Origin of the sequence: Pseudomonas sp. TMW22080, from assembly GCF_022496745.1 — a bacterium.
Classification (GTDB): domain Bacteria; phylum Pseudomonadota; class Gammaproteobacteria; order Pseudomonadales; family Pseudomonadaceae; genus Aquipseudomonas; species Aquipseudomonas bubulae.
This window is the reverse complement of the sequence record NZ_SCFF01000001.1, coordinates 1,415,404-1,437,177: the sequence shown is the minus strand read 5'-3', so window position 1 is coordinate 1,437,177 and position 21,774 is coordinate 1,415,404. Positions and strand designations below refer to the sequence as shown.

General features: G+C 55.7%; 27 protein-coding genes, 1 tRNA gene and 1 pseudogene. 18 read left to right on the top strand and 11 right to left on the bottom strand.

What is annotated here, in order from left to right; genetic code table 11:
• From EQV96_RS06320 to EQV96_RS06275, 10 genes are all read left to right on the top strand, one after another.
• Nucleotides 1–513 (top strand): FAD-binding protein (locus EQV96_RS06320; protein ID WP_198417424.1); only part of this gene is annotated, 513 nt, incomplete at its 5' end.
• Nucleotides 514–649: 136 nt separating this feature from the next.
• On the top strand, nt 650–1,468 hold the full coding sequence (locus EQV96_RS06315) for a transporter substrate-binding domain-containing protein (RefSeq protein WP_095002269.1): 819 nt from the start codon (nt 650–652) through the stop codon (nt 1,466–1,468).
• A 9-nt stretch (nt 1,469–1,477) separates the two neighbouring features.
• Nucleotides 1,478–1,834: a DUF4398 domain-containing protein gene (locus EQV96_RS06310; protein ID WP_095002268.1), complete on the top strand. Its 357-nt coding sequence runs from the start codon at nt 1,478–1,480 to the stop codon at nt 1,832–1,834.
• Nucleotides 1,831–2,637, top strand: coding sequence for an OmpA family protein (locus EQV96_RS06305; RefSeq protein ID WP_095002267.1), 807 nt, complete (start codon nt 1,831–1,833; stop codon nt 2,635–2,637). Before EQV96_RS06310 ends, EQV96_RS06305 begins: the two co-directional genes overlap by 4 nt.
• 247 nt (nt 2,638–2,884) lie before the next feature.
• Nucleotides 2,885–4,354 carry a PLP-dependent aminotransferase family protein gene (locus EQV96_RS06300; RefSeq protein WP_095002266.1) on the top strand — a complete coding sequence of 490 codons (1,470 nt, stop codon included), beginning with the start codon at nt 2,885–2,887 and terminating at the stop codon, nt 4,352–4,354.
• Nucleotides 4,355–4,425: 71 nt separating this feature from the next.
• Nucleotides 4,426–4,899 carry a translation initiation factor 2 gene (locus tag EQV96_RS06295; RefSeq protein WP_169916725.1) on the top strand — a complete coding sequence of 158 codons (474 nt, stop codon included), beginning with the start codon at nt 4,426–4,428 and terminating at the stop codon, nt 4,897–4,899.
• Nucleotides 4,900–5,052: 153 nt separating this feature from the next.
• Complete coding sequence (locus EQV96_RS06290; RefSeq protein ID WP_016779971.1) at nt 5,053–5,307, top strand: YkgJ family cysteine cluster protein; 255 nt, start codon at nt 5,053–5,055, stop codon at nt 5,305–5,307.
• 47 nt (nt 5,308–5,354) lie between these two features.
• Entirely contained in the window at nt 5,355–5,963 is a 609-nt protein-coding gene (locus EQV96_RS06285) for an START domain-containing protein (protein ID WP_095020313.1), read from the top strand.
• A 265-nt stretch (nt 5,964–6,228) separates the two neighbouring features.
• Nucleotides 6,229–6,570 carry a ribonuclease E inhibitor RraB gene (locus EQV96_RS06280; RefSeq protein WP_016779973.1) on the top strand — a complete coding sequence of 114 codons (342 nt, stop codon included), beginning with the start codon at nt 6,229–6,231 and terminating at the stop codon, nt 6,568–6,570.
• A gap of 623 nt (nt 6,571–7,193) precedes the next feature.
• Nucleotides 7,194–7,916, top strand: a complete 723-nt coding sequence (locus EQV96_RS06275; RefSeq protein ID WP_095002263.1) for an amidotransferase — start codon at nt 7,194–7,196, stop codon at nt 7,914–7,916.
• Nucleotides 7,917–8,030: 114 nt separating this feature from the next.
• Here EQV96_RS06275 and EQV96_RS06270 read toward each other — a convergent pair whose 3' ends face one another.
• The 3 genes from EQV96_RS06270 to EQV96_RS06260 all read right to left on the bottom strand — a co-directional run bounded on the left by EQV96_RS06270 (nt 8,031) and on the right by EQV96_RS06260 (nt 10,780).
• Nucleotides 8,031–9,002 (bottom strand): magnesium and cobalt transport protein CorA, encoded by a 972-nt coding sequence (locus EQV96_RS06270; protein ID WP_095002262.1) that lies wholly within the window; start codon nt 9,000–9,002, stop codon nt 8,031–8,033.
• A gap of 83 nt (nt 9,003–9,085) precedes the next feature.
• On the bottom strand, nt 9,086–9,868 hold the full coding sequence (locus EQV96_RS06265) for a 1-acylglycerol-3-phosphate O-acyltransferase (protein ID WP_095002261.1): 783 nt from the start codon (nt 9,866–9,868) through the stop codon (nt 9,086–9,088).
• 222 nt (nt 9,869–10,090) lie between these two features.
• Nucleotides 10,091–10,780, bottom strand: coding sequence for a crotonase/enoyl-CoA hydratase family protein (locus tag EQV96_RS06260; RefSeq protein ID WP_095019389.1), 690 nt, complete (start codon nt 10,778–10,780; stop codon nt 10,091–10,093).
• Between the two features lie 307 nt (nt 10,781–11,087).
• Between EQV96_RS06260 and EQV96_RS06255 the strand changes: the two genes are divergently transcribed.
• The 4 genes and pseudogenes from EQV96_RS06255 (at nt 11,088) to EQV96_RS06240 (ending at nt 12,346) form a co-directional block, all read left to right on the top strand.
• A tRNA-Ser gene (locus EQV96_RS06255) sits at nt 11,088–11,177 on the top strand.
• Between the two features lie 240 nt (nt 11,178–11,417).
• Nucleotides 11,418–11,659 (top strand): annotated as a pseudogene (locus EQV96_RS06250) (helix-turn-helix domain-containing protein); the annotation flags it as partial.
• Between the two features lie 88 nt (nt 11,660–11,747).
• The gene (locus tag EQV96_RS06245; RefSeq protein ID WP_095002259.1) at nt 11,748–11,975 is read left to right on the top strand and encodes a type II toxin-antitoxin system prevent-host-death family antitoxin; all 228 of its coding nucleotides are present in this window, start codon (nt 11,748–11,750) and stop codon (nt 11,973–11,975) included.
• A complete protein-coding gene (locus EQV96_RS06240; protein ID WP_095025160.1) occupies nt 11,972–12,346 on the top strand; it encodes a type II toxin-antitoxin system VapC family toxin in 375 nt (124 codons plus the stop codon). The genes EQV96_RS06245 and EQV96_RS06240 overlap by 4 nt, the downstream gene beginning before the upstream one ends.
• A gap of 428 nt (nt 12,347–12,774) precedes the next feature.
• On the opposite strand, the gene EQV96_RS06235 is transcribed toward EQV96_RS06240, so the two are convergent.
• Both EQV96_RS06235 and EQV96_RS06230 read right to left on the bottom strand, forming a co-directional pair.
• Nucleotides 12,775–13,350 (bottom strand): HD domain-containing protein, encoded by a 576-nt coding sequence (locus tag EQV96_RS06235; protein ID WP_095025163.1) that lies wholly within the window; start codon nt 13,348–13,350, stop codon nt 12,775–12,777.
• Between the two features lie 105 nt (nt 13,351–13,455).
• Nucleotides 13,456–14,013, bottom strand: a complete 558-nt coding sequence (locus tag EQV96_RS06230) for a helix-turn-helix transcriptional regulator (RefSeq protein ID WP_095002257.1) — start codon at nt 14,011–14,013, stop codon at nt 13,456–13,458.
• A gap of 128 nt (nt 14,014–14,141) precedes the next feature.
• Here EQV96_RS06230 and EQV96_RS06225 point away from each other — a divergent pair, with 128 nt between their 5' ends.
• Nucleotides 14,142–14,480, top strand: a complete 339-nt coding sequence (locus EQV96_RS06225; protein WP_141228815.1) for a hypothetical protein — start codon at nt 14,142–14,144, stop codon at nt 14,478–14,480.
• A 353-nt stretch (nt 14,481–14,833) separates the two neighbouring features.
• On the opposite strand, the gene EQV96_RS06220 is transcribed toward EQV96_RS06225, so the two are convergent.
• Nucleotides 14,834–15,889, bottom strand: coding sequence for a fatty acid desaturase (locus EQV96_RS06220; RefSeq protein WP_095002256.1), 1,056 nt, complete (start codon nt 15,887–15,889; stop codon nt 14,834–14,836).
• Nucleotides 15,890–16,334: 445 nt separating this feature from the next.
• Nucleotides 16,335–16,670, bottom strand: coding sequence for a hypothetical protein (locus EQV96_RS06215; RefSeq protein ID WP_130872522.1), 336 nt, complete (start codon nt 16,668–16,670; stop codon nt 16,335–16,337).
• 169 nt (nt 16,671–16,839) lie between these two features.
• Between EQV96_RS06215 and EQV96_RS06210 the strand changes: the two genes are divergently transcribed.
• The gene (locus EQV96_RS06210; RefSeq protein ID WP_095002254.1) at nt 16,840–17,358 is read left to right on the top strand and encodes a DUF4142 domain-containing protein; all 519 of its coding nucleotides are present in this window, start codon (nt 16,840–16,842) and stop codon (nt 17,356–17,358) included.
• Between the two features lie 63 nt (nt 17,359–17,421).
• Here the strand turns inward: EQV96_RS06210 and EQV96_RS06205 are convergent, their stop codons facing one another.
• The 3 genes from EQV96_RS06205 to EQV96_RS06195 all read right to left on the bottom strand — a co-directional run bounded on the left by EQV96_RS06205 (nt 17,422) and on the right by EQV96_RS06195 (nt 19,463).
• Nucleotides 17,422–17,718: a DUF6388 family protein gene (locus EQV96_RS06205; protein ID WP_016779995.1), complete on the bottom strand. Its 297-nt coding sequence runs from the start codon at nt 17,716–17,718 to the stop codon at nt 17,422–17,424.
• 76 nt (nt 17,719–17,794) lie between these two features.
• A complete protein-coding gene (locus EQV96_RS06200; protein WP_095002253.1) occupies nt 17,795–18,997 on the bottom strand; it encodes an MFS transporter in 1,203 nt (400 codons plus the stop codon).
• Nucleotides 18,998–19,145: 148 nt separating this feature from the next.
• A complete protein-coding gene (locus EQV96_RS06195) occupies nt 19,146–19,463 on the bottom strand; it encodes a DUF883 family protein (RefSeq protein WP_095002252.1) in 318 nt (105 codons plus the stop codon).
• Nucleotides 19,464–19,629: 166 nt separating this feature from the next.
• Here EQV96_RS06195 and EQV96_RS06190 point away from each other — a divergent pair, with 166 nt between their 5' ends.
• A complete protein-coding gene (locus tag EQV96_RS06190) occupies nt 19,630–19,884 on the top strand; it encodes a hypothetical protein (protein ID WP_095032180.1) in 255 nt (84 codons plus the stop codon).
• Nucleotides 19,885–19,993: 109 nt separating this feature from the next.
• On the opposite strand, the gene EQV96_RS06185 is transcribed toward EQV96_RS06190, so the two are convergent.
• Nucleotides 19,994–20,476 carry a GreA/GreB family elongation factor gene (locus EQV96_RS06185; protein ID WP_095002250.1) on the bottom strand — a complete coding sequence of 161 codons (483 nt, stop codon included), beginning with the start codon at nt 20,474–20,476 and terminating at the stop codon, nt 19,994–19,996.
• A gap of 125 nt (nt 20,477–20,601) precedes the next feature.
• Here EQV96_RS06185 and earP point away from each other — a divergent pair, with 125 nt between their 5' ends.
• Nucleotides 20,602–21,735, top strand: a complete 1,134-nt coding sequence (earP, locus tag EQV96_RS06180) for an elongation factor P maturation arginine rhamnosyltransferase EarP (protein WP_240881568.1) — start codon at nt 20,602–20,604, stop codon at nt 21,733–21,735.
• The last annotated feature ends 39 nt before the right edge of the window (nt 21,736–21,774 follow it).

Here is a 21,774-nt window from a genome sequence, read left to right as displayed (position 1 = left end):
GCGCCGGTCAAAGTGATCACCGTACGCGCCACCGGTTTCGACCCGGTTGCTGCGCAAGGTGGTTCGGCAGCGGTTGAAGCGGTTGCAGCGGTTCACGATGCAGGCACTTCGTCGTTTGTTGGCGAAGAGCTGGCCAAGTCGGACCGTCCTGAGCTGACCGCAGCCAAGGTTGTGGTTTCTGGCGGCCGTGGCATGCAGAACGGTGACAACTTCAAGCTGCTGTACACCCTGGCTGACAAGTTGGGCGCTGCTGTTGGCGCATCCCGCGCCGCTGTGGACGCAGGCTTCGTACCCAACGACATGCAGGTTGGCCAGACCGGTAAAATCGTTGCGCCACAGCTGTACATTGCGGTCGGTATTTCCGGCGCGATCCAGCATCTGGCCGGGATGAAAGATTCCAAGGTGATCGTTGCGATCAACAAGGACGAAGAAGCACCGATCTTCCAGGTGGCCGATTACGGCCTGGTAGCGGACTTGTTCGAAGCTGTGCCTGAGCTGGAGAAACTGGTTTAATCCAGTTGCTTCACTTATAAAGGGCCCGGTTACCGGGGCGTGGGGAAGGGTAGGGCACTCAGTGTCCTGCCTGTTTTCACAGCCCGGGTAACCGGGCTTTTTAATGCCTGTCAATTGTGTGGAGGGAGTGTAGGGTATGGATATGCGTCAGATCAGCAGGCTGCTGGCAGGGTTGGTGTTTTTGCCATTGCTGTCCGAGGCGGCGGGCAAATGCGAACGCCTGATCGTCACCGGCAGCCCCGATGCCCCGCCTTACCTGTGGCGTGATCCGGCCGACCCTGCCCATTTGATCGGCGCCAGTGCCGACCTGATCCAGCAGGCTGGCCACGAGCTGGGGATCAAGGTTGAAGTGCTCTATGGCGGCAAGCGTGCCCAGGCCCATGACGAGGTTCGTACCGGACGCATGGACTTGCTGCTCGATGCTCCGCTGACCGTGGCCGGGCTTTCTTCCTTCGATTACATCCACCCGCCGCTGGTGCGCAACGATTATCTGGTGTGGACGCGCAAAGATTCTCCCCTGATCTACGAAACGCCCGCAGACTTGCATGGGCACAAGGGCGCGGTCTCGGAAAAGGCCCGTTTAAGCGAAACCTTCAATGAGTTTGCCCGTCATCAACTGACCCTGGAGCCCCAGCCCGGGTTGACCCAGGCTTTTCAGAAGCTGCTGCTGGGGCAGGCCGAGTATGTACTGGCCGGTCGTTATGCCGGTATGGTCACTGCGCAAACCCTGGGCATCGCCGATGATTTGCTGGCACATCCGCAACCTGTCGATCAGCCAGGGCTGTTTTTGGCTGTTTCCCATGACTCAGCCTGTAATGAGCCGTGGTTGCGCGGACAGCTCGCCAAAAAGATGACAGAATTGCCCGCCTCCGGCCTGACCGAGGCGGTAGTGCAACGCAATCTGGAGCGGTGGAAAACCCAGCTGCAACAACCGCTCAGCGCCCCAAAACAGTAGGAATCCCTAGTGACAATTCGACCTCTTTTCGCTGCCCTGGCCGTTGTGGCTCTGGCGGGGTGTGCAGCCGATCCTGCGCCGAATGAACAATTGCGTTTGACCGAGCAGGCCCTGGAGCAAGCCAAGGCGGTGGGTGCAAAAGCCGATGACCTGGCCGAGCTTAAACAAGCCGAAGACAAGTTGGCCCAAGCGCTGGCCGATATGGCAGATGAATCTTACAAGGACGCGCGCATGCAGGCCGAACAGGCGGAGCTTGACGCCCGCTTGGCTGAAGCTCGTGTGCTGACGCAAAAAAGCCAGGAACAATTGAACGTGCTCAATACCCGTATCGCGCGCTTGCGCAAACAACTGGCGGAGGCGCAATGAGCCTCAAGTCCGCAGCTTACATGGGGGCGCTGGCTATCGGCCTGAGCGGTTGCACCGGCCATCACAACAGCCAGCAGGCCTTGCAGCAGGCCGGTACGGACTTCCAGGCCGTCAAGGAAGATACCAATGTATTGCGCATCGCTCCCAAGGACGTGATCCGCTCCGGTGAGTCCCTGGCGCGTGCTGACCGGTTGTCCAGCTATTGGGGCAGCGGTGATGACGTTGCGCATTACGCCTACTTGAGCCAGCGTTACAGCGAAATCGCCCGTGAGCACACCCAGCAGGTGCTGAATGAAGAGCGCGCGGCCAAGCTCGAGCTGGAGCGTCAGCGACTGCAACTGGCCTTGCGGGAGGCCAAGCTGTTAAGCGTTCAGCAGCAGGGCCAATGGCTGGAAGAGCAAATCGTCAGCCTGGCCACGACCCAGACCGATCGTGGCCTGGTCATGACCCTGGGTGACGTGTTGTTTGATACAGGCGAAGCCGATTTGAAAAATTCGGCCAACCGCACGGTTCTCAAACTGGTGCAGTTTCTGCAACTCAACCCCAAGCGCATTGTGCGGATTGAGGGTTACACCGACAGCACGGGCGGCACGGAGGATAACCTCAAGCTGTCCATGGCCCGTGCCCAGGCAGTGGCGGATGTGCTGATCGACCTGGGTATCGACGAGAAACGCATCCAGGTGGAAGGTTATGGCGACCAGTACCCGGTGGATGTGAACGCCAGTGAGCGCGGCCGGGCCCAGAACCGTCGTGTTGAAATCGTCTTCTCGGACGAAAAAGGCCAGTTGGGCGCCGCTCGCTAAAACCGGGATTTGCCTGGACTGTGGGAGCGGGCTTGCTCGCGATTGGAGCGGCTCGGTGTGCCAGGCGTACCGCGGTGCTGCCATCGCGGGCAAATCTCGCTCCCACAGCTGCATTGTCCGCACCCATACAGTTACCCCCGCACTCGCGCTGTACGGCTTAGATAAGTGACAACTGTGCCCGTACACTTCTAAACTGTTCCGGTATTGTTCCCCATAAAAACAAAGCCTGAACATCGAGTGCAGCGCCATGACCAACCTTTTGCTTTACCAACGTATCGCTCAGCAGCTGGCTGAAGATATCCGGCGTGGCGTTTATCAGCCGGGCGAGCGTGTGCCTTCGGTGCGCAAGATGAGCTCGCAGCTCAACGTCAGTCATGCCACGGTGTTGCAGGCCTACGCCAATCTTGAAGACCAGGGGTTGATCCGGGCACGGCCGCAGTCCGGATATTATGTGCACCAGACCCCGGCACTTACCGCACCCACTCCGGACATCGCCCGTGTCGAGCGTCCGGGGCTGGTCACCCGCAGCAGCATTATCCAGCAAGTCCTGGTCGAGTCCCGCCGCGAAGGTGTGTTCCCGCTGGGAGCGGCTGTGCCCAGTGTCGATTACCTGCCTGTACGCGCTTTGCACCAGCAACTGGCCAAGGTCACCCGCTTTCACAGCCCGCGGGCGTTCAGCTATATGTTCAGCCCCGGCTTCGAACCCCTGCGCCGCCAGGTGGCAATACGCATGCGCGATGCTGGCGTGGTGGTCGATCCGTCTGAAGTGATCATCACCCACGGCTGTGTCGATGCCCTGCAAATGTCATTACGGGTGCTGACCCGCCCCGGAGACCTGATCGCGGCGGAGTCGCCAACGTACTACGGCTTGTTGCAACTGGCTGACCTGCTGGGTTTGAAAGTCATTGAAATCCCCAGTGATCCGGCCACCGGCATGAGCCTTGAAGCCCTGCAACTGGCCGCCAACCAATGGTCGATCAAGGCATTGGTGCTGACCACGCGCCTGAGCAACCCCCTGGGTGGGACCATGCCTGAAGAGCGGCAAAAGCAGCTGCTACGCCTGGCCTCGGACTTTGATATCCAGATTGTGGAAGATGATATCTATGGCGAACTGATGTTCGAGGTCGGGCGCACCAAGGCCTTGAAGGCCTTTGATCGCCTGGATCGGGTGATCTACTGTTCGAGCTTTTCCAAAACCCTGTCACCCGGTGTGCGAATCGGCTGGATGATTGCGGGCAAGTTTCAGCAGGAAATCCAGCGCCTGCAAACCTTTACCACCCATTCGGCCTGCAGCGTGACCCAAATGGGGGTGGCGGCTTACCTTGAAAATGGCGGTTACGACCGCCATTTACGCTATATCCGCCAGGAATACAGAAAAAACCTCAGTGCTTTTCAGCTGGCAGTGCAACAGCATTTCCCGGAAGGGACGCAGATGTCCCGCCCCAGCGGTGGTTTTATCCTGTGGGTCAGTTTGCCGGGCCGGGTCAATACCCAGGAGCTGCATGTGCGGGCGCTGCAACAAGGCATCAGTATTGCGCCGGGGCTGATTTTCAGTAACACCGAGCAGTTCAATCATTGCATCCGGTTAAACTGCGGCACGCCCTGGAATCGGGAAGCCGAGCGGGCCCTGATGACGCTTGGCATGCTTGCCAACCAGCTCTGCCAGGAAACTGCAGGTCTATATGGTGGCTCGGCAATAGCCGGTATGGCATTTTGACTATAATTACCTTGTTCCCCTGTGCGTAAAGCGCGAGCATACGCACCTGAACCGTTAAAGCTGTGGGAGTTATGAAAGCGACATATTGTGCGAGTCTTGTGTTGATGGGTGTTTTGAGTGCGCTCAATGCAGTCGTTGCAACAGCAGATCCGGTGCTCCCCGCATCCACTTCTGCGCAGACGCAATCTGTCCATTCATCGGCAAAACCTGCCGCCAGCGAGAAAAAAGCGCCGGTCAAAAAGCGTAAGCCAATCGCCACAAAATCCCGGTCGGCCCATGAAATCGCCAAAAAGCCCTTGCCTGCTGCCAAGCTCGACCTGCGCCTGCCGCCCGAGATGGTCAAGCAACTGCGGCCCTTGGGCACGGTAGCCATGCCTGCGCACAAACCGTTACTGCCCAACATGTTTGGCGAAAAGTCTGTCGAAGAAAGCCCTTTTCAGCTCAATGGGCGTTTGCTCAGTAATGAAATGGACCTGCAATTGCGCAATGAATATCGACACAATGAAATCGAAGGTGCGGCACTGGATTTCGAGTTCAAACAATAAGTGTCGAGCGCTGTAAAACAGCCTTCTAAACTGACTGATCAGTCACCGTCATTTATCGGCACATTCTGCTGAACGGTCAATTTCAAACACCTGTTCCAGCGAGTACTATCCCTTGTCATCAACACACTTTGCCCCGAACGAGGAGCTGACGTCATGAATTGCCGTGAAGGCTGTGGCGCATGCTGCATAGCCCCTTCCATCAGTACACCGCTGCCCGGTATGCCCAATGGCAAGCCTGCCGGGGAACGCTGCCTGCATCTTTCTGTCGACTACTTGTGCGGTTTATTCGGCCAGCCGCAACGCCCTGCGGTGTGTGGTGATTTCAAGGCAGATATCGAGGTGTGCGGCAGCAATCGGGAAGAAGCCATCAACCTGATTGGCTGGTGGGAGCAGGTGACCGCTGCATAGTGTGTTCGTGTCCAGTGAACAAACCTTCAACAATAAGGAACAAGACAATGGGTTCGTTGCATAAAGTGGCATTGATCTGTGGCCTGAGCGCTCTGCTGGCGGGTGTGGCTCAGGCTGAAGACTGGAAGGTTGCCAAGGATCAGGACGGCATCAAGGTGTCGCTGAGTGAGGTGGCCGGCTCCCAGTACAAGGCGTACCAGGGCGTGACGACCATCAAGGCGCCACTGGCCAAAATCAGCAAGTTGCAGGAAGACGTGGCCAGCGCTTGCGCCTGGATCCATGAGTGCCAGTCGCAAAAGCTGCTCAAGCATGAGGGCGACCAGAGCTGGACTTACACCCAGTTCAAAACACCGTGGCCGGTTACCCCGAGAGATTCGGTGCTGCTGGTAACGTCTACCCAAGGCGCAGATGGCAGCCTGACCCGCACGCTCAAAGGCCTGCCGACCTATATCCCGGAAGAAAAGGGCTTTGTACGGGTTGCCCAGGTCAACGGCTTCTGGAAGCTGGTGCCCAAAGGTGACAACCTGACCGAAGTGACCTATCAGGTACACACCGAGCCGGGCGGCAGCGTGCCTTCCTGGTTGGCCAACAAGTTTGTGGTCGATGCGCCTTTCAATACCCTCAAAGGGCTGAAAGAGCGCGCTGAAAAGCCGTAACTCACAGCAGCGCAAGCCGGGTCCTGGACAGCGCATCTGTCCGGGTACCGGGCGCGGTTTTTTCCGACAAACGAAAAAACCTGTTGAAATTCATGGCTTGCCCCCTTGGCAGATCCCGCACCCTGGAGCTACTCTGCAACCAGACCAGCGAAGTAATCGACTGGCTCTGATCTTGTTTGCTACATGCTTATTTCTTCCCTTGTCACGGCCCGACTGTTGCCGAAGGGGAGCGCTGAATGTCTATCCATTGCGAGGAGGACGTTTCATGAGCACAGCCCATCAAGAAGACCTCAGCAGCTATGTGCTGCGCCGCATGAAAGAAGGCGGTTTTGATTTTTCACGTATCCATCCCATCGAGTTTTACGCGATCTTCCCGGACGAGGAGCGGGCGCGCAGAGCTGCACAAAAATTTTGTGGTGAGTCCCTGAATGCGCAGATCAATGTGCGAGATGACGGTGCATGGCATCTGGAGTTGAGTAAGGTGATGTATGCCACCTATGGGGGCATCGGCGATTTCGAGCAGGACTTTGAAGCAGTAGTCGTGCCGCTGGGAGGAATTATCGAAGGTTGGGGCGTGAAGCAGGAGGTGCGTGGCCTGCTCAATTGAAAGGTGTTTGATCGTTTCTCGGCTGGCCTCAGGGCCGGCCGTTCTGTTTTATAGCCAGCAACTTTAGCCCGCGAAGACGCGCAGGGACGCACGTCTTCGGCATATTGGCATGTCTAACCGATAACCTTTGTCAGGTTCGGCAAGATCAGCAGCAAGGTGGTAGCAAAGAGGATAAGACCGGCTTGACGTACTTTCGTATGTTTGAACATGGCTATCTGCCTTTTTTTGTTTTTCCTGAACGACAATGCCTGCGCCAAGAGATTAATGCCTCGAAAAGAAAGCGGCCCTGGCAACAGGGTTAACCTTAGAGCCCCCATAAGACATGGCTTAGAACCCTTTAACATCATCCAAGTGCAGTAAGTTTCTAAAACGCTATTAAGTCTTTTACCCCTGACCTGCCGACCCGTATCTAGACGCAACGGGCCCGTTTGGTGTCCATATTCTTAGCCCCCTACCGTTCGTCAGGGAGTGCAGTGCAGCCCTGTTTTGTCCTACAAAAGGCCCCCGTTTTCAGGGGTTGCAGGGCGATTACTACGTTCAGTACTTGCCATCAAATACCCTTTCAGGGCAGGCTCGGATCTGTTGTCATCATTACTTTCGCCTTTATCGTGCCAGGTACTTTTATGTCGCTACGCATCTGCATTCTGGAAACCGACATTCTGCGTCCAGAGTTTGTTGACCAATATCAGGGCTACGGGCAAATGTTTGTGCGCCTGTTCTCCACGCAGCCAATCGCGGCACAGTTCACTGTTTTCAATGTCATGCATGGCGAATATCCGTCTGATGACCAGACGTTCGATGCTTACCTGGTTACCGGCAGCAAGGCGGACTCATTTGGCACCGATCCGTGGATTCAAACCCTCAAAACCTACTTGTTGACCCGCTACGAGCGCGGTGACAAGTTGCTGGGCGTTTGCTTTGGTCATCAATTGCTGGCGCTGCTGCTGGGTGGCAAGAGCGAGCGCGCCACTCAAGGCTGGGGCGTGGGCACCCATCAGTACAAACTGGCTGCCAAGGCACCGTGGATGAACCCGGTGGTCGAGGACTTGACGCTGTTGATCAGCCATCAAGACCAGGTTACGGCCTTGCCGGAGAACGCCACGGTCATTGCTTCCAGCGATTTCTGCCCGTTTGCCGCCTACCACATCAATGATCAGGTGCTGTGCTTCCAGGGCCACCCCGAGTTTATCCACGACTATTCGCGGGCCTTGCTTGACCTGCGCCAGGAACATCTGGGCGAGCAGGTCTACAGCAGCGGTATCGCCAGCCTGGGCCAGGATCATCATGGCCGCACCGTTGCCGAGTGGATGATGCGTTTTGTGTCGCACAAGCCGCAGATCGCCTGATATCCGGCTCGATATAGGTGGGAGCGGGCTTGCTCGCGACTGGAACGATGCGGTTTGGCTGAACAATCGCGCTGTCTGAATCGCGAGCAAGCCCGCTCCCACAGGGTGAGAGGGTTAGAGCCAGCCAGACCGTTTGAAGCTGGTCCACAGGCCGGTGACGCCCACCGCAATAAACCCCAGCACACCGAAATAGCCGTAGTGCCAGGTCAATTCCGGCATGTTCTGGAAGTTCATCCCGTAAATCCCCGCCACGGCAGTGGGGAACGCCAGGATGGCCGCCCAGGCGGCGAACTTGCGCTGTACATTGCTCTGGCGTGAAGACTCCAGTAGCACAACGATCTCAATGGTCTGGGTAGCGGCATCGCGCAGGTTGGTGAGGTCTTCCATCTGCCGCGTGACGTGAATCTGCACATCACGAAAATACGGACGCATGTTCTTGTCGATAAAGGGGAAGGTCAGGCGCTGCAGTTCTTCGCTGATCTCCACCATGGGCGCCACATAGCGGCGCAGACGCAGTACATCTCGGCGCAGGCCATGCAGGTGGACGATGTCGGCCTCATTCAGGGCATTGCCCATGATGCTTTGTTCGAGCTGCTCGATTTCGGCATGGATGGCTTCGCTGACAGGCTGATAACTCTCGGTAACGAAGTCGAGCAGGGCATACAGCACAAAGTCTTCACCATGCTCCAGCAGCAGCGGCCGTGCTTCGCAACGCTGGCGCACGGATTTGTAAGAGGCTGAATGGCCATTGCGGCTGGTGATGATATAGCCGTTGCCGGCAAAGATATGGGTTTCGACAAACTCCAGTTTGCCTTCATGGCGAACCGGCGAATAGATCACGATAAACAGCGCATCGCCAAAGGTCTCGAGCTTGGGACGGCTGTGTTGCTCAAGGGCGTCTTCGATGGCCAGTTCATGCAGGTTGAACTGGCGTTGCAAGTTGGCCAGCTCTTGCGCGTCGGGTTGCTCCAGACCAATCCAGACGAAGTGACCAGGCTTTTTCGCCCACTCAATGCCTTCGTCCAGCGTGATATTGGTGACTTTCTTGCCTGCGTTATAAACCGCAGCAGCAACAACTCTCCCCATAGTTCTAATCGCTTCTTCTTCAAAGGGTTATGGCACGAAGATGCAGCTTAGCGTGCTATTGGCCACTTTGAGACGACAAAGGTTCAGTGGTTCGGGTTGGATACTGTCGAGTTGCCCTTGGACAGGGGGGGCAAGTGAATGTTTTTCTGGCTCAGCAGTTCCCGGTCCATGGCTTCAATGCATTCACGCATCTGCTCGTGGCACTGTTCCATCAACTGCGGGATGTCATTCAGGGTCAGGCCGGCTGTCGGGATGGCAGGCAGTGAACGGATCTGGATATCGGCACTGTGCCAGCGGTTGAGCTGCAGGTGCTGGCTATAAGTGCTAACGCACACCGGTACGATCGGCACCCCGGCAGTGATTGCCATCTGGAATGCGCCCTTCTTGAAAGGCAGCAGGGTTTTGCCGAAATTGCGCGTGCCTTCCGGGAATACCCAGATGGACGTGTCTTTCTCTTGCAGGGTGCGGGTAGTCGTCAGCATCGACTTGCGGGCTTTCTGGGCATTGCCCCGATCGATCAGCACATTGCCCGCCAACCAGAACAGCTGGCCGAACAGAGGCACCCACTTAAGGCTTTTTTTGCCGATGCACACAGTGCGGCGCGGTACCACGTTGCCGAATATAAACAGGTCGTAGTTGGACTGATGATTGGCAATCACCACACAGCTTTGCGGCTTGTCCATCAGCGGTCCGACCTCGGCCTTGAGTCTGTAGCCCAGGATCCAGCGGGACGGCCAGGCATACAGGCGCGCGCACAGGCGGCTGTTGTCCGGATTGAAGGGACGGCACATGCCCAGTATTACACCCAGTACGCCTGCAAGCATAAAATGCAGACACATCAACAACATACGCATCGAAAGTAGCATTTACAGGCTCGCCAAAACAAAAGTCGGCGCAGTGTACGGATGTGCACTGTCTTCAGCAATTACCCCGATACAAGTAGGAGATAGCTGAAGTTTTAGCATTTGTTTCAACGAGCTTTGTAAGAGGCGGGCCAGAGCAGTTTGAGAATGATTGCAGGGGGACGTCAGGCAGGCACAATCCCGACCGCAGGTTGCGGTCGGGACCGGTATTTCAGGGGGGGAGGGTCAGAGCGGGTGGTGCTGGTCTTCTTCAATTGCCTTGTCCAGCGTTTCCAGCAGCTCCTTGCGCACCTTGAGCTTGGTGTTCCTGTGGGCCCTCATATTGATCTTCTTCAACTGGCGGGCGGCTTCCAGGGCTGCGGCTTGCAGCTCATCAGGCTTGACCACCTTGTCGAGGAAGCCTGCGTCAACTGCGGTGAGCGGGGTGAACATCTCACCGTTGATAACCGAGCGGTGGAATGCCGATTTGCGCAGCCGGTCGCGGGCCAGCTCAATACCGGCATGGTGCATGGTCATGCCTATCTGCACTTCGTTCAGGCCGATGCTGAACGGGCCTTCCACGCCGATACGGTAATCCACCGACAACAGCAGAAATGCGCCCTTGGCCACCGCGTGGCCGGAACAGGCAATCACCACCGGGAACGGATGCGCCAACAGGCGACGAGCGAGGGTCGAGCCCTGTCTGACCAGCTCAATGGCTTGCTCGGGGCTGGCGGTCATCACCTTCAAGTCATAGCCGCCAGAGAGAATGCCTGGTTGCCCGGTAATGATGACTACAGCGCGATCCTGCTCGGCCTGGTCCAGGGCGGCATTAAACGCAGTGATCACATCCGGGGAGATGGCATTGACCTTGCCATTGCTCAAGGTCAGCGTGGCGATACCGTCTTCCAGGTGATAGGCAATCAAGTCACTCATGGCGCAAATCCTTGTTATGAAGTGGGGCAGACGTTACCCAGCCCCGTGGCCCAGGTAAAGGGCCATGACTGACCGGTGAGTCATGCAATTGGCCTGCACCTTCTATATAGAGGGCAGCGGAGCAGGGTTTTTGCCTGAACGGGCAAAGCTGCGGTGCCGGAATTTGGCAGAAACGCCCCCCCGTGGCATACCGCCAAAAGGACTATTTTCGTAAGCACATGAAAATTCTGAAAAAAACATTTGTCATATCGAAAGCTTTCGACTACATTAGCGCGCCTCGACAGACAGAACTTGTTTGAAGAGATACGGTGAAGTGTCCGAGTGGCTTAAGGAGCACGCCTGGAAAGTGTGTATACAAGAAATTGTATCGAGAGTTCGAATCTCTCCTTCACCGCCACATTAAGTAAACACAAACCCCTGATTTTCCTAGAGAAAGTCGGGGGTTTGTGGTTTCTGGCGTCTGGAAAATGGTGGTATTGGAATAATATGAGAATACGTAGGGCTTTTTCTGGCTGGGCCCCCCGTCCTTTGGGGTAGGTCCCTTCATCCCCGTGTGTACGGACCGGACATAAGGTTGACGGGTGTGCGGGGACATGGTGGACACTTTTCGGGGAGCCAACTTCGCCGGAAAACCATCATGCCCTGGGACACGAGAGATGCAATGAGCCTGAAAGAAGAGTTCGTTGCCTTAGCACGGCAACCCGGTAGCAATAAACGAGAACTGTGTCGACGGTTTGGCATCAGCCCGCAAATGGCCTGCAAGTGGCTTAACGTTACGAGGCGCACGGTCAGTCGGGACTGCAAGAGAAGTCCCGCAAACCGGCTTCCAGCCCCAAGTTGACCTCTGCTGTTTTGGAGGCGCAAGTCTTAGCCCTCAGGTGTAAACACGGTAGCATTCACCATACTTTACTTAGTCCATTGGCTGGACTAGGCTAACCTCATCAACCAACCCTTGGGAGGTAGCCATATGCAGATCCACAACATCCATGCAGCGAAAACACACTTCTCGCAGCTTGTTGATGCGGCAGCGGGCGGGGAGACCATCATCATCGCCAAGGCAGGCGTGCCAGTGGCCAAGCTGGTTCCTATTACACCCCCCAAGCGCCGCGGGATGCTCGCGGGTGTGACATTCAACGCCGATGCTTCGGACGCTCTGGATGCTGAAATAGCAGATCTGTTTGAGGGAAAGGCATGAGGTTATTGCTCGACACGCATATCCTGATCTGGGCAGCTATTGGCGACGACAAACTGCCCAAGGCTGCCGCCCAGCTTATCGACGATGAGGCCAACACCCTTTATTTCAGCGCAGCCAGCATCTGGGAGCTGACCATCAAAGGCGCCGAGCGCACCGGCGTTATTCCTGCTGTACTACGCAAAGTGCTGATAGATGCAGGCTACCTCGAATTGCCGATCACTTCTGATCACGGGCTGACTGTAGGCAATCTGCCGAACCATCACCGCGATCCATTTGACCGCATCATGGTTGCCCAAGCGCTTGCAGAAGGTATCAGCCTGGTGACTCACGATAGTGCCATGCACGGATACCCTCACACGATCATCGTTTGACCTGTGCGTTATCGTATGACCAAGCCGCCCATCGAGGCGGTTTTTTACGGCTCGTAACAAATAGAACTGTAAACACACCTTGTGAGGCTGCCAGTGAGAGCGCACAGCGCTTCTCGTCAAAGTGTTGATAGAAGGTGGTCAAGCTTTGGCGCCACTCATAAAGGCAACAGGGCTCTCAGGTGAAGGCCATCGGATAGCAATTTTGACGGGCAGGGTAGTGGCATGCTTCATACCCTGGCGCGCACTGTCGTCCCCCCACCTCGTCTGCGGGCTAAGCAGGTCTTTTTTTCCGCAGTTCTGCGCCTGGTTGACAGCGGACAGGGCCGCGGGCTGGGCGGAGAGTTTTGGAAGACGAGAGCCCTGCGGATTCCTGCAAAGGTAGGACTTTTTGATGCAAAGGAGTCAATTCACATCAACGTGGCACTTGTTCATTTCGGATTCAAAAGCATATTAGCTTTGGTTTCTTCGTCGATGATATTGCGAAGCGCCTCGAATAGAGGGGCGGCATCTGTGTATTTTTTGCCATAGGCAAGATTGAATTCGTAATCGAAGTCCGGTGGGTTCTTGCCCTGGTTGTGCTGAAGCATTGTTTCCAACTTATCTAGCGCCTTGACGGCTACCGCCTCTGGTGACAAAGCATTTTCGTAGTCGTCCCAAAGTGCCAATATCTCGGCTTTTAATGATTCATCCAGAGTATTGGTCAAGAGAATGAGGTCGCTCCTCTCTTGCTCGCTCTTGTTGGGAAACGAATCTTTATTGACGGCGGGAATGTCACCGCTGATGGCCTCTCCCAAGTCGTGAATGACACACATCTTGAGCATTTTTAACCTGTCGAGACCGGTCAGATAATCTCCAAAGACGACGGCCATCAGGCATAAGCGCCAGCTGTGCTCTGCCGTGCTTTCGGTTCGCCCGGAAGAGGTGTGCGCGCTTCTAAGTACATCCTTGAGCTTTTCCGCCTCACGTAGAAATTGGAGGCGCCCTTTGATTTTTTCGATGTCCATGAACACCTCTGACTCTGTGGGCCGGACAGAATGTCCGCTCACCTGGTTCAGCCAGACTAGATCTCAAGATCATTAGCGTCTACGCATAAAATATGCAGGGTGCAGTCAGAGCGACTCAACCAGGCGTGTTGTTGCTCCGTCCGAAAGGGGGATTCGTGTCCAGCGACATAAGCTTTGGCTGATCGGAACAATGGACGAATGATTGTCGCCCGTTAGAAATTCCAGCGCTGGTGGTGCGAAGGCTTCCCGCCAACCCAGTCTATCCAGGTCAGCCTCCATGCTAATAATAGTTGGCGTAGCGAAGCGCCATAAAGAACTACCCAGCAGCTCGCTGACAGGAGTCGCGAATTGGGCTGCTCGCGAAGATGAACAAGCAAGCAAACGGTGCGTCAAATCACAAATGAGATGAACGGGGCGCGAGCTTTCACGAACCATTCGGCCCAGCGCTTGATCAGCGGCTGTAGTGAGGCGAGCAGCCAGCAACTTCTCAAGCTTTTCGTGTGCGAGGGAATCCAAATCCAGTACGCCACTTTCCCAGCGAGAGATAGTCGATTGGGTAACGCTAAACAACTCTGCGGCATGGGATTGTTTGACTTGGTGCAAGAGACGCCATCGCCGGAGCATGACTCCAGGTAAGGAAGGTTTTAGCAACATATCAGGCATATTGAGTTACAGAAAAAGTGGGAGTCTTGGCGAGTTTGATCTGTGCGAGCCCTGCATGCAAATTGCCTGGATAGTTGGAAGCTGGATCGACGTGCCAGCAGACAATGTCTTTTGCGGAGCTGCTCTAAATGACGGCCATATCATCTGCCATTTCCTATGTGATTCCGGGGCATAACAACAGTTCATGGATAGGCATAGGCTCATTAGCTACAGAGGTAAACAGCCGCAAGAAAGGATATGGCCTAAGCTGCCTGTCAATGCTGCTAGAAGGATATGAGAAACAACAAGCAACTACAGGGTTTATGCTTTTTCAAGACGTACAAACCAACATCTACAGATCAGCTGGTTTTGTTGCAGCAGAATCAAGAGGCTATAAAGGAGCTCACCCGAGCTTGCTGCTCAGAATAAATGAAAGGAATAATCAGGAAGCTGAGTATTTCTTAAAAAACCCGCCGAGCTATTTTTAATTGTTCATGAGCAAGGTGCTTACTGTTCTTGCCTTTTTTCGAGGGCTAAACGCAAAGAATACACATGCCCTATCAGGCAGCAGATCCACAAGTTGACACACAACCCCATGGGGCTGCCATGGGGCCGCTCGTTAGTCAGCAGATCCTCTGCAGTCGTTATAAGCCGGGGGCCGTGATTTGAAAAAACGGGTATGGACGGTTTCGAACCCCTCCTTAAACGCCACATTAAGTCAACACAGCCCCCTGATTTCCTACAGGATGTGCGGTTGATAAAGGCTTAGCCAGTTCTGAAGGTCACTGGCTAGGGTGATATTTATAGGGCGAGATCAAACAAATAGAAGCGGGTTGATTGCTTAAGCTTCCGGTTGCGTAAAGCTGTAACGGTTTGAGCGCTTATAGGTGCCGAAGTCATTAAACCTGACACCGGCGTCCGCTAAAACTTTATGGGCGAAGGGCGCGGTCATTTGGCGCAGGTAGAACGGGTCCTTGACCACAAAGTGATGAATGCAATGGGTGCTCCCGAAGTTGAAGCAAAACAACTGGAATGGCCACAGCCACCACCGGTTCATGACCTGGGTTTGCTGCAAGGGATTGCGTGGCATGACGTCGCCGAAATAGTGAATGTTAGAGCTGATAAAAAACAGGCAGAACTGACGGATGATATTGGGCGCGACGATAATCACCACTGCAGCATTGACCACCTGTATCAGCAGTGATGCGGCAGCAGAGAGCTCAACGGTGAGGCCCATCAGCGAGTTCACCCATGTGTAGAGGTGGTAACCCAGGAATATATACCAGCAGCCCCAGTACAGAAGCCCCATGGGCGCATTCAACCGAAGCACCTTGACGGTCAACCTGATTTTTTCTTGCCAGGTCGGTGCGAACAGGGCATTGACAATGCCAAAGACAAAACCGTCGATGAGTTTTAAAAAGCGCTTGGCCCCCCACTTGCTGCCGCTGGTGGTAATCCAGGCTTCAACATCGGTGTGGGTGCCGGATTCTTTGTGATGATGAAAGTGCAGTTCACGCCGTAACCAGGGGCTGGGCATGCCGGGGCGGGCTATCCAGCACAGCAGCATCATCAGGTTGTGCGCCACGGGGTGTTTTCTGAAATACAGGCGATGAATCAAGTCGTGTTCAAGTTCATGAATAAATGACGTCAACAACGCATTGATTACAATACAAAGCCAGCCGGGAATAAGCCCTTTTATATACAGTGTGCCCGTTATTATCATGCCAGTTACAGAAACAGCCATCACGCTGGCGCCTATGGCATTCTGGAAACCCAGTACGCGATAGCGTTTACGTAGCTCATTACTGTGCTGTGTGATTTTTTGAGTAACGTCGTTAATTAAATCCTGCTCGGTTTTTGGCAAAGTCGTACTGGGTGCTCGAGAGTCAGTGTTCATCACTTCATCCTTTGAAGACAATGGGTTGGGATCGCTTCACTAGAAAAGCACATTTATTTTATTGGGCAAGTTTTAATGTTTTTATGGCGGTTTGGTCGGACGAGCGGATATATATCGTTATATTGTCGGACAATAACTTTGTGGCGCGGGGTTAACTTTTGCGTCGGGTTAAATATCGGCCTGAAAACTAACGTTTGATATTATGTAACTGGCCTGAACCGAATTGTTGCGAATGCTCGGTCGTGTGGCGCCGGGATTGAAGGATTACTACCCGGTAGTGCCATTGAACGCTCCCATTCGAGCTCAAATGGATTTAGACGATGATAAGGCTGCTCCCCCTTTGGCGTGCTGTTGCTGAATGCGGGCTGCGCGCAGGCCCGGCAGTACACGCCACCTGCCGGTGCCCCCGGGCGCAGCGCTACCCGGTCACGGCCCAAGACTTGATTCAGGAAGGCGGACTGTTCAGGTCCAGTTCTCTGGAAATTGCTTGTTCCGCTTTCACGAATGCTGGGGTTTTGCCGGCATCGGCATAAATCTCTTCACCTTCTTCAATCCTGATGACCTCAGAGCCCTTCACATAGGGCATGGCCTGCTCTGCTTGCTCAAGCGCGCAATGAATCAGGCTTTGGGTAATGGTGGCTTCATCCAGCCCGTAGGCTTGGGCGAAAGCCTTGATTTTGACCAAATCACGCTTGTGTAGTGAAAGGTTGTATTCAACCCGCTCACTGGACTCCTGAGATCTGGACTCCCAGTTGTCGAGCATGGCCCTGAAGGCGTCCATATGGCTTCTCCTGTTTGGCGCAAAGTGTTGCTGGACAGTATGGCTCAGGGTTCGCTGAAGTGCCTTCAGTTGCCATCCGTCAGAAAAAACAGCTTTGATTTAAACCTTTGCCATCACGTGCCTTCAGATTCTGTGCAGGGAATAAACCTGCCTTTTTCTGGAGGACGTTATGAAACACCTGATTGGCCCCAAACGCTTTGTGGCAGGTTGTGCCCTGGTCTGCTCCCTGATCGTGGCGGCCACAGCAGTCGCAGCCAGTCCGGCAGACTTTGTTGATGAGGCTCATGCAGCAGGGATTGCGGAGATCGAGACCAGCCGTATGGCGATCAGTAAAACCTCTTCGACGGACATAGAAAGCTATGCCGTGGAAGCCATCAAGGACCATACCAATGCCAATCGGGATTTGAAGGATCTTGCCAGCCGACTGGGCCTGCAGGTGTCCAGCGACGAGCAGATACTCGACAAGGCGAAAAAGCTGATGCTGCAAGTGCAGGAGGGCGATTCGTTCGACGCGGCCTATGCGGCCAATCAGGTCAAGGCCCATGAACAGGCCATCGAGTTGTACAAGGAGCAGGCGCAAAATCCCGAGTCACCGGAGTTGCAGGCGTTTGCCGAAAAGTACCTGCCCAAGCTGGAAATGCATCTGCTGATGGCGCAAAAACTGGTGGATGCCCACCACAAGTCCTGATCCTTTAAGTGCAAAAACGCCCGGTGAGTGATCGACCGGGCGTTTTATGCAACGTGGCGTGGCTCAGACCGCGATTTCGTTGAACCCGCAGTACTCTTCCCAGCTCATGTCCAGGGCTTCGGCGACTTCCTGATGCACTTCAAGGCGCATGCTCTTGAGTTCTTCAGGGGAGCGGGCGATCAGTTCCAGGGCCAGTTCCCAGGCTTCCAGGCCGCGGCTTTCGGCTTCGTCCTCAAAGGCCCACAAAATCTGTTGCTGGCGGTCCTCGGCGCTCAGCTCTTTCATTTCTTCGATCAGTTCAGGGTGCGCCTTGATAAAAGTATCCAGGGCCAGTTCGTTACGGGATTCTTTAGGGATCATATGGCGTCTCGGATGGTCAGGGCATTTTTCGCATGCTAGCGAGTTCGCATTACGATGAAAAGTGCCATATAGCTGCTTAGCCCACCGGTTGCAGCTTGCTTTCGCGCTGCAGGCTGTAGCCCCATACCGCCAATGCCAGTGTCGCGACCACGGCGCCGACCACGACAATACCGTCCCAGCCATAGGCCGGGTAGGTCTGCGCACCTACCAGTGAACCCAGTGCGCCGCCAATGAAATAACAGGTGATGTAGCCAGCATTCAGGCGGTTGCGGGCTGCCGGGCGGACTTTGAACACCGCGTTCTGGTTGCTCACATGGACCAGTTGCACGGCAAAATCCAGGGCCAGCACACCGATCAGCAAAGCCACCAATGAATGCCCGGCAAATGCCATGGGCAGCCAGCAGGCCAGTAGCACCAGCAGGCCAGCGGTGGTGGCCTGTTGCCCCTTGCCGCGATCAGCCATGCGTCCGGCCCAGTTGGCCGCTACCGCACCGACGGCGCCGGCCAGGCCGAACAGACCGATCACCGCGTCCGAGTAGCTGTAGGGTGGTACCGCCAGCAAAAAGGCCAGGGGGGTCCAGAACAGGGCGAACAGCGAGAAGGTCAGCAGGCCCAGCAGGGCGCGCAGGCGCAGTACGGGTTCTTCGATAAACAGAGTGAACACCGACTTCAGCAGTTTTGGGTAGCTCAGCCCGGCGCTTTGATGGTGGTTGGGCAGGGCGCAATACAGCGAGATGGCACTGATCAGCATCAAGGCGGCAGCCACCAGGTAAATGGTGCGCCAGTCACCTGCCGATGACAGCGCGCCCGCTACGGTGCGGGCCAGCAAAATGCCCAGCAACAGGCCACTCATCAGTGTCCCAACGACCCTACCACGGCTTTGCGGGTCGGTCAGGCTGGCCGCCATGGGCACCAGCACCTGGGCCGATACCGAAAACAGTCCGGTCAGTGCCGTGCCGATCAACAGCCACGTCAACGAAGGGGCAAATGCGCTTAGCAGAAGGCCCAGGGCGCTGAGCACGGTCATGGTTACGATCAGTCGGCGTTGTTCGAACAGATCACCCAGCGGCACCAGCAGTAACAGGCCAGCGCCATAGCTGAGCTGGGCAGTGATAACCACGGTACCGGCGCTGCCCATGCTCAAGCCCAGTTGCTGGGCGATGGTGTGCAGCAGGGGTTGGGCGTAATAGTTGCTGGCAACAGCCAGGCCGGTGGCGGTGGCCATCAGCAGAATCAGGGCGGTGCTAAGAGGTTTTGTTGCAGCAGTAGACGTGGACATTGACTGTCTCGTTGGCATGGGGAATGCGACGAAGTATCAGAATGTCAGCGGAGAATGTCACTGAATATGTCGGCGGTTTTAAATTTTAAACCACACAGCCCCTGGCAATAATCACCAGGGGCTGTGCAGGCAACAGTGGCAGCCGATGTTAGTTGCGACGCCCCAGCAGCAGGCCAACGACCAGACCGAAACCGGCCGAGATGGCCACGGTCTGCCATGGATGGCCACCGATATAGCTTTCCGTGGCGTCGACCACAGGCTTGGTGCGCTCGCGCACGTTGGTCACTGAATCCAGTGCCTGCTTGAGCTTGAGGCTCACCTGGGCACGCAGGGTTTCGCCTTCTTCACCGACCAGGGACACGCTGTCCTTGAGCAGCTTTTCAGATTCGGCAATCAGGTCTTGCAGTTCGCTGAACGCTTGATCCTTGATTTGATCTTCAGCTTGTACGGCATTTTTTCGAGCCATTGCGGTACTCCTTGCAGGTTAAAGGGGTGATATGTAATGGAGTCAACCCAATGCTAAAAAGTTGCATCTGATTTGCGCCTGAGCTGACAGCGTAGTCAAAAACCAGACTGAGACACTTCTTTGTAGGGTGTAAGATGTCACCTAATTAACACCGCAGGAAATTCACATGAGCTTCAACCTCGCCAACAAGCCTCTCGCAGAGCGTGCAGCGCTTGAAGATGAAAAATCCCGTTTGTATGACCTTTGGCAGAGCAACCTTGGCAAGGCCAAAGGGGATGCGGCGCGTTTGTTTGGTGAACGCGCCAAGCGCAAGGGCAAATGGGCTGAATGGGTGCGCTCGGAACTGGACGTCATGTCACCGCCGGAATACGCCAACATGGTGCGCAGTGAGTTGAACCGCATGGTGGCTGCTGCCAAGTAAGGCATGCATCAAACTTTGGTAGGAGCGGGCTTGCTCGCGATTCAGCTGCCGCGGTTTATCTGCGTGACCGGGGCGATACTATCGCGAGCAAGCCCGCTCCCACAGTTGTCTAGAGCGTTTCGCAAACGCTAAACACCTGTACCGCACCGCCCACATTGATCTGCACTTCATCATCAAGCTGTTTGCCCTGCAAGGCGGCCCCCAGGGGTGAGCGCGGGGTGATGACGGTGACCGTCTGCCCGCTGTGGTCGAGCTTGAGCCCGGCGGCATCGGGGGCGAGGAACAGCCACTGTTCGCTGCCATTTTCGGCTTCCAGCCTGACCAGCGCTCCGATCTGAATGCCCTGCGCCGGGTTGTACGGCGCAAGGGTCATGGCCCGGCAGTTTTTCAACGCCTGGCGAATTTCCTCAACCCGGCGTGCCTGTCCTGTGGCCAGATATGACGCTTCCAGGCCGAGGGTGTCGTATTTGTTCTCGGCGATGTTTTCCGCATGGGTGGCCGCTTCATAGGCGGTTTGCGCCGCGCGCTGGAGGACATCGAGGTCGATTTCGAGTTTCTCCAGCATCAGCAGGTGCACAGCAGTCTTGTTCATGGTCGCAGCTTGATAGTGACGAACGTCGATTGTCGCACGAGTGCCGCGCAGATTAATCCGCCTCAAGACTTCTGTACGCAGCCAATTATGCGGACAATCCCCCCTTTTGAATGTTGGAGCCCGGTATGAAAGCCTCCTGGGATATTTTTTGCAGTGTGGTCGATAATTACGGCGACATCGGGGTGACCTGGCGTCTGGCCCGGCAGTTGGTGGCCGAGCATCAGCAGGGCGTACGGTTGTGGGTCGATGACTTGCGTGCGTTTGTGCCGTTGTGCCCCGAGGCGGATGTCGGCGCTGCGCAGCAATGGCAGCAGGGGGTTGAGGTTTGCCAGTGGCCGGCGCAGTGGCCGGCGACGGAGGTTGCCGACGTGGTGGTCGAGGCCTTTGCCTGCAAACTGCCTGAAGGCTATCTGCAGGCGATGAAGGCTCGCGAAAAACCGGCGTTGTGGATCAATCTCGAGTACTTGAGTGCCGAAGACTGGGTCAGCGGCTGCCACGGCCTGCCATCGATGCGGCCTGACGGTTTGAAACGGATGTTTTTCTTTCCGGGGTTTGATGCCGGTACTGGCGGGCTGTTGCGTGAGGCAGACTTGTTGCAGCGCCGCCACGCCTTTGAGCAGGACCCGCAGGCCAAGCAGGTATTTTTGCAGGGGCTGGGGGTTTGCCCGGCGCATAATGCGCGGCTGATTTCATTATTTGCCTATGAAAATAACGGCCTGGCCAGCTGGCTGGATGCAATGGCGGCGGGGGCCGGGCCGACCCACCTGCTGGTGCCACAAGGACGGATCATGGGTGATCTGCTGCAGTGGCTGGGTATTGAGCAGTTACCCCTGGGTGCGGTCGAACAGCGCGGGGCGTTGACCGTTCAGGCGTTGCCGTTCGTCAGGCAAGAGGATTACGACCACCTGTTATGGAGCTGTGATTTCAACGCAGTGCGCGGTGAAGACTCGTTTGTGCGGGCGCAATGGGCGGGGCGCCCGCTGCTGTGGCATATCTATGAGCAGGAAGAAGACGCGCACTGGGTCAAGCTCAACGCATTCCTCGACCTCTACGTCAAAGGCCTTTCACCACAGGCAGCCCGGGCGGTTACCGGGCTTTGGCATGCCTGGAATGCTGGCGCCGAGATGGGCGAAAGCTGGAATGGGGTGCTCCAATGCTGGCCTGAAATCGCTGCACACGCTGAACAGTGGTGTCTGGAACAGTCATTACAGGCTGATCTTGCGCAAGCGCTAGTACTGTTTTATAGAAATTGGATATGATACGCGACCTAGATTTTTGTAAATCTCAATCCAAATTCG